Annotated in this window: 4 protein-coding genes; all 4 read left to right on the forward strand. The window is 49.6% G+C overall.

Annotated features, from left to right (window positions below; genetic code table 11):
- Positions 1-427: 427 nt before the first annotated feature.
- On the forward strand, positions 428-2,539 hold the full coding sequence (locus tag NTX75_00530) for a PAS domain S-box protein (protein ID MCX5814714.1): 2,112 nt from the start codon (positions 428-430) through the stop codon (positions 2,537-2,539).
- A gap of 1 nt (position 2,540) precedes the next feature.
- Positions 2,541-4,535: a PAS domain S-box protein gene (locus NTX75_00535; GenBank protein MCX5814715.1), complete on the forward strand. Its 1,995-nt coding sequence runs from the start codon at positions 2,541-2,543 to the stop codon at positions 4,533-4,535.
- 546 nt (positions 4,536-5,081) lie between these two features.
- Positions 5,082-5,960: a transporter substrate-binding domain-containing protein gene (locus NTX75_00540; GenBank protein ID MCX5814716.1), complete on the forward strand. Its 879-nt coding sequence runs from the start codon at positions 5,082-5,084 to the stop codon at positions 5,958-5,960.
- 70 nt (positions 5,961-6,030) lie between these two features.
- Positions 6,031-7,368 (forward strand): PAS domain S-box protein (locus NTX75_00545; GenBank protein ID MCX5814717.1); only part of this gene is annotated, 1,338 nt, incomplete at its 3' end.

Genomic DNA, 7,368 nt, shown 5'->3' on the forward strand with positions numbered 1-7,368 from the left:
AATGTATTCCGGTCTTAAATGATTGACGCAAGGGGTCGAGGGTTCAAGTGAAAACAAATCCGTAAAGAAGCTGTTCTATGTTCGACGTTGAACCTTGAACATTGAACAGTCTTTATCGCCTTTCACCATTCGCCTTTCGCCTTCAGCCTGCCTCTTCCCCTTTCCCACTGCAAATTCCAATAATCAACACCCGCAAGCGGGTACCCGAAATTCCACCTGTCTGCCTCGTCCGAGACACAGGCAGGAACTGTTTGTGATTTGGAAGATTGGTCATTGGTTATTTGCCTCTTCCCACTTCAGCCTTCCCCCAACATCCCTTTAATCCTTTGCAATTTTAAAAATATATGCTATTACTTGAACAATGGGAGCATGGTTAAGGGATGCCTTCTTCCTGCAGTATAAAAAACTACATTTACTGCATACTGATATGCATAACAAAGACGATCAGAAAAAGACAAAAGGACAACCCATAGAAGAGCTTGCAGAAATGCGCAGGCAGGTTGCTGAACTGGAAAAATCGGAGGCCGAACGTATAAAAGCGGAAGGCGCACTCCGTGAGGCCGAGGAAAAGTATCGCAATATCTTTGAAAACGCCATAGAGGGTATCTACCGGAGCACACCGGACGGACGTTATCTTACCGTCAATCCTGCTTTGGCGCACATTTACGGGTATGACTCACCGGATGAATTGATTGCCGGCATCAATTCCATTGAACAACAGCTTTACGTAAAACCGGAACTCAGACAGACATTCATGGCGAAACTGGAGAAAGAGGGAGAAATAAAAGGCTTTGAGATTGAGCTGTATCAAAAAAACGGGGGTACTTTCTGGATTTCCACCAACGCACGGGCAATACGTGATGCAGACGGGAAGATGCTCTGTTATGAAGGCACATCCGAAGATATAACCGAACGTAAACTGGCAGTGAGGGAGATGAAAAAGAGCGAGCTCCGTTACAGGAGTCTCGTTGAATCTTCGCCTGATGCCATTATCCTCCTTGAAGAAGAAACGGTTCTTTACTTCAATCCCGCTGCCTCAAAACTCCTGGGATCAGGAAAGGACAGAAAACGACTTGTCGGAAGGAAGATACTAGATTTCATTTATCCGGAAGACAGGGAAGCAGTACGCCGCGGCATAGATACCATCAGGCAGACCGGAAACATGACCCCGGCAATAGAGGTGAAGCTGATTCGCGATGACGGAGGCATCGTGTACGTTGAATGTTCAGGCAGCGCTGCCCACTACAACGGTCTTACACTGTTGCAAATGATTATGCGGGATATTTCAGGGCGCATCCGGGCAGAGGCAGTCCTTGGCATGACCCGGCAGCAGCAGAAGGCCATCCTCGATAATATCCCCGATATTGCCTGGTTAAAGGATAAGGAGAGCAGGTTTATTCTTGCCAACGAGCCCTTTGGAAAAGCCTGCGGAGTGAGACCGGAGGATCTGCCGGGCAAAACAGACCTTGATATCTGGCCCAGGGCATTAGCGGAAAAGTACAGGGCAGATGACAGAGAGGTAATGCAATCGGGCATACGAAGGCAGATCGAAGAGCCCCTGATTGATAAAGAGGGCAACACAACCTGGATAGAAACCATCAAGACAGCGATACGTCATGACAGGGGTGAAGTCATAGGGACTGCAGGGATTGCCCGGGACATTACCGTGAGAAAGCGGCAGGAGGAAGAGCTGCGGCAGTACCGGGAGCAGCTTGAGCGTCTCGTGGAAGAGAGAACGGCGGAACTTACGAAGGTGAATGCGCTGCTTCAGCAGGAACTTTCCGAACATAAGCTCACAGAGGAGAAGGTTCAAGGGCTGAACAGGGAACTCGAACAGCGGGTATCGGAACTGAACATTACAAACAAGGAACTGGAAACCTTTAATTACTCAGTTTCTCACGACCTGAGGACGCCCCTTATTGCCATAGAGGGTTTCTCCCGTATATTGATGGAAAAATACGGTCATCACCTTGACGAAAAGGGGCAGCACCTTCTTGGTATGATCAACAGAAACACAAAAAGGATGGGCGAGCTTATTGAAGACCTCCTCGAATTTTTCAGCCTGGGGCGGAAAAATATAAAATTCACAACCATTGATATGGAAAAAATAACTAACGATATCATAACCGACTTCAAAACAGTCTTCCCCGATGATACATTCCATATAGGGCTTGACCAGCTTCCCCCGGCATACGGAGACAAAAAAATGGTCAGGCAGGTTCTTATCAACCTCATGGGCAATGCCATAAAATACAGCAGGCCGAAGGGGGCTGCGCTCATCAGGGTGGGGGGCTGGATGGAGGAAGATAAGAACACCTACTATGTAAAGGATAACGGGATAGGTTTTCCCATGGAAGAGATAGATAAGATATTTGAGGTCTTTGAAAGGCTCCACGGTTCCGATGAGATTGAGGGAACAGGGGTTGGTCTGGCCATCGTCAAGCGGGTTGTCCTCAAACATGGCGGCGGCGTATGGGCTGAAGCGAAAGCAGATGAAGGGGCTACCTTCTATTTCAGCCTGCCGGGAAGGGGTCAGTAAAATGAAAGACGAAGAAAAGACAAAGAAACAACTTATTGATGAAGTAAAAATACTTCGCTGGACAATAGAAAGCTCAAAGAGCGGGGAAACAGAGCATAAAAGGTCAGAGGAGATGCTGAGGGAAAGCGAAGAAAAGGTGAGCATGTTCTTCAATGCGAACCCACAATCCATCTTCCTCGCCGACGCGGAAGGAACTATAATCGCAGCCAACGAATCCTGTGCTGTGCAACTCGGCAGAGGCAGGGATGAATTTGCCGGATTGTCCCTCTACGACCTTTTTCCTTCCGGCGTAGCTGAAAAAAGGCGGGGTGAAATAGAGGAAGCGGTTTTTTCACGCAGACAGGTGCACTTCGAAGATATATGCACTGAAAGGTACTACGACAACTACATCTTTCCCATTCTCGATGATCCGGGGCTTGTATCAAAGGTTGTCATGTTTTCTTCAGACATTTCTGAGAGAAAACACCTTGAGAAACTCCTGGAGCAGGCAGAATGGAAATACCGGCATACCTATGAAATTGTAACAGAGGGAATTTTTCAGACTGCCCCTGACGGGCACTTCCTGAGTGTCAATAACGCCCTTGCACGGATACACGGGTATGCTTCACCTGACGACCTCATACACTCAGTGGCCGATATCATCCACCTGCACTATGTTAATTCCGCCCGCCGCTCTGAATTCATCCATCTGCTGAAAAAAGATGGCATAGTCTATGATTTTGAAGCACAGATGTACCGGAAAGATAAAAGCACAGTCTGGGTCTCTATAAATGTCCGCACTGTCCGGGATAAAAGAAAAAAGATCCTTTACTATGAAGGCACCGTTGAAGACATTACAAAACGAAAGAGGCTTGAAGCCCAGCTTGTCCACTCGCAGAAGACAGAAACAATAGGGAAACTGGCGAGCGGAATAGCCCATAATTTTAACAACCTCCTTACTACCGTCACTGGCAATTTTGAGCTGCTGCTCCGTACATTTCAACTCCATGACACTGAAAACAGGGAAATTAAGGCTATTCATGACGCAATCGGACAGGGATTAAAGCTATGCGAAGAATTGCTCAGCCTGAGCAGGAGGCAACTGATCAGGCCTGTGGAGACAAACATCGGCAGCGTCATCACAAAGATGGAGGGGATGCTGAAACACCTTCTGGGCGAAGATATAGCATACGATCTTTCCGTTGATCCGGACGTTCGAACAGTAAAGGCCGATCCATCGCTCATTGAACAGATTATCCTCATCCTTGCCGTAAATGCCCGTGATGCCATGCCGGAAGGCGGCCGGTTGAGGATTTCCGCTAAAAACACCTTTCATGATGAAGGACATCGCCCCATCAATCCCGACACGGCAACAGGTGAGCGCGTGGCGCTGACCATATCGGACACGGGTACAGGAATAGCGCCTGACATACTGGAACACATCTTTGAACCCCTTTTTACCGTCAAACCGGACGGGACAGGACTGGGGCTTTCCATCGTTCACAGCATAGTAAAACAGTCAGGCGGATCCATATCGGTAGACAGCGAGGAAGGGAAAGGGACTGCCTTCAGGATCTATTTCCCCGTCCTTCAGGCTGAAGAGAAGACCGAAGAAGAAACGTCCTTCCGACCCGCTGAACTCACCGCTTCAAAGAAGGCAACGGTGCTGGTAGTGGAGGACGAATCAGGGATACTCTACTGGGTAACCGATGTCCTGGAGGGACTGGGATATACCGTTCTCCCGGCATTCAATGCGGAAGATGCCATCTCCATATTCAACAAGCATGATGGCGCCATCGACTTACTTATAACCGACCTGGTACTGCCGGGAAAGTCCGGACAGGACCTTGCAGAGACGATAAAGGTGAAACACCCCGGGATGAAGGTGATATTCATGTCCGGATACGGCGAAGACCGCGTACCCGGCGCCGATATGCTGAAAAACAAGACCCCCTTCCTTGCAAAGCCCTTCACGCCCCTGCTGCTGCTTATGAAGGTGCAGGAAACCATAGGATAGTGAATTGTCATGGAGGATAAGATTAAAAATTTCAAGGATTTGAAGATATGGCAAAAGGGTCCTGTCCCCGAACGGGGGAATGACAATGAGCTTGATAAAATGTCTTTAATTGTTCACTATTCACTAATGACTATTCACTGAATCACTGCCGATATCCGCAATCGATATATTCCGTACGGTTTAATCCCGACAGCGGAGGGACAATCCGAAATGGGATGGGGGGGAATAAATTTTCTTGTATTGTCTTTTTCAACCATGATATTCTTTCCAATAATTTCAATAGGCTCTCCTTTGTAAGATGTTGTCTTGGCAACACATTTTACCATAGGGAGAGCCTTAAATTCTCTCTAATTCATAAGGGAAATAGTTTAATTCAGGGGTTTTGCAAGAGGGCCATTAGCTTAGAATATTCAGGAGTGCTGAAGAAAAGACGCGAGTTGGCCGGTTGTTCCCGGATAATGAGAGGGGGAGTTTTGACGGAGACACTTAGAAATATCGCAGAGTTATTCAGACATTCTACATAACAACCTTAATGAGGAGGTCATTATGAAAACCAGAGCCGCATCGTTTCCCTTGTCCATTTTTTTTCTGATCGTATTCGCGGTATCCGCCCTTGCCGCAGACCTGCCGGAGATCAAGCAGCGCGGTGTGCTGCGACATCTCGGCATTCCTTATGCCAACTTCGTCAGCGGTTCGGGCGATGGGATGGATGTGGAACTGATGCAGAAATTCGCCGCAAGCATCGGCGTCAAATACGAATACATCATGACCGACTGGGGCACTGTCATTCAGGATCTGATCGGCAAAAAGGTCAAAGTAACTGGCGCCGAGGTCGAGTTTCTTGAGGAAGTACCTATCAAGGGAGACCTGATCGCCAACGGTTTTACCATCCTCCCTTGGCGCGAAAAGGTGGTCACGTTCTCCAAGGATACCTTCCCCAGCCAGGTCTGGCTGATTGCCCGTGCTGATTCGAAGATCAAGCCAATCAAGCCGACCGGCGATGTACAAAAGGATATAGCCAATACCAAGGCCTTGATGAAAGGGGTCAGCGTCCTGACGCTTAAAAAGACCTGCCTCGACCCGACGCTCTACAAGCTCTCCGAGACGGGCGCGAACGTCATTGACACGAAAGGCAAGCTGAACGAGATGGCCCCGGCCCTTTTGAACAAAGTGGGAGAGCTGACCATCCTGGACGTTCCGGATGCCTTGGTAGCGCTCGAAAAATGGCCCGGCAAGCTCAAGATCATCGGTCCGGTATCGGATAAGCAGTTCATGGCGGTCGGCTTCCCCAAGGAATCAAACCGGTTGCGCGAGGCATTCAACACGTTTCTTGACAAGTCCCGAAAGGACGGCAGTTACATGAAGATCGTCAAGAAATACTATCCATCGGCGCCACGTTATTTTCCGGAGTTTTTTAAGAAGTAAAACAACACACTCACACCCCAACCCTTCCCTTTCACGGGGGTTGGGGTGTGAGTGAAAAGAGGCTTAATTCATGCTCCTTCGCCCGATATCGACATTCAGCCGTTTAATGGCTCTGCTGCTGGCGCTGACACTGGTCGGGTATTTGGGGTATCTGATCAGAGCCCAATACCTTGCCCAGCGTGAGTTGCAGGGACAGTCATCGACCAGGATCGTCCGGGGGGTTGAAAAGCGGGCCGATGCCGTCAGCTATTTCCTGCAGGAGCGGATGAACGATGTCAAGGATATCACTGCATCCCGCGACCTGGCGGTCTATTTTGAGAACCGGGCTCTTGGAATGTCGATGGAGTACGGCCTGAGCGCCAGCCTCGACGCACTGAAGGAATCTCTCAGTTCCTACGATGTAAAAAAACGTCTTGGCGACAAGCCGCTTTTCAGCCACATCCTGATACTCGGTCCGGCCGGAGAGACGCTCGTGGAATATCCTGCACAGAAGTCCCTTTCACGATTGAAACAGACCTGGCGAAAACAGGTAACCGGCAAACGCAAGGACACACAGATTATACAGGACGGGCAACAATTGCTTCTCACGGCACCGGTGATATTTAAAGGTACATATTCCGGACATGTTGTAGCATGGATTGACCCTGCACTAATCTTTCATCACTTTGTTCATGAAAATCACCACGACAAGTGGCGTACCGATGCCTTGTTGATGAATGGTGTTTACCTATATGTAACGGATGAGAAGGAGGGCGGTCTCCCCAGCCGGATGCTTCCAAATCTTTCTAGCATAAAGCAGGGTGTATCGGTATCTTTTTCCATCCAGCCGGAACAGTCCGAACCGGTATCGATGATAGGTTCGCTTGTACCGGTGCCAGGCTCAGCCCTGTCACTGGGAATCTTCTTTGTTGATCCGATCAGTGCCGCTCACAGCTCACCACGGACGTTTCTGCTGGCAGCCGGCGCTCTGGGGGCCTTTATCCTGATCGGCGGCGCCCTTTCCCTGCGAGCTGCCACCCGTTCAACCCTGCTACAGACACGACTCCACGAGCAGGCGATCCGTGAACAGGAGGTCGGGGAGCGTAACCGGCTGCTGGGAGAGGAAGTGGCCACCCGCATCTGCGCTGAAGAGGAGATCCGCACCCTCAATACCAAACTGGAGCAGCGGGTAGAGGAACGCACTGCCGAGCTGAGGAGTGTGAACGAGCAATTGAAGGAGGAGATAGAAGAGCGCAAACAGGCCGAGGAAGATATCCTCCGGGAGAGGGAGAAACTAAAAACCCTCTCGGACAATGCCCCCTTCGGGATGGCTCTCGTCGATAAGGAGGGTCGTTTTACCTATATCAACGCCAGGTTCACAAAGCTGTTCGGGTATGATCTGTCTGATATCCCCGACGGCAGGGCATGG

This window comes from Pseudomonadota bacterium (assembly GCA_026388315.1).
In the GTDB taxonomy this organism is placed as follows: domain Bacteria; phylum Desulfobacterota; class Syntrophorhabdia; order Syntrophorhabdales; family Syntrophorhabdaceae; genus MWEV01.

What these genes read in the sequence shown, in the direction of transcription:
- NTX75_00530 (MCX5814714.1), top strand. Translation starts at nt 428, where the DNA reads ATGCATAACAAAGACGATCAGAAAAAGACAAAAGGACAACCCATAGAA.
- NTX75_00535 (MCX5814715.1), top strand. Translation starts at nt 2,541, where the DNA reads ATGAAAGACGAAGAAAAGACAAAGAAACAACTTATTGATGAAGTAAAA.
- NTX75_00540 (MCX5814716.1), top strand. Translation starts at nt 5,082, where the DNA reads ATGAAAACCAGAGCCGCATCGTTTCCCTTGTCCATTTTTTTTCTGATC.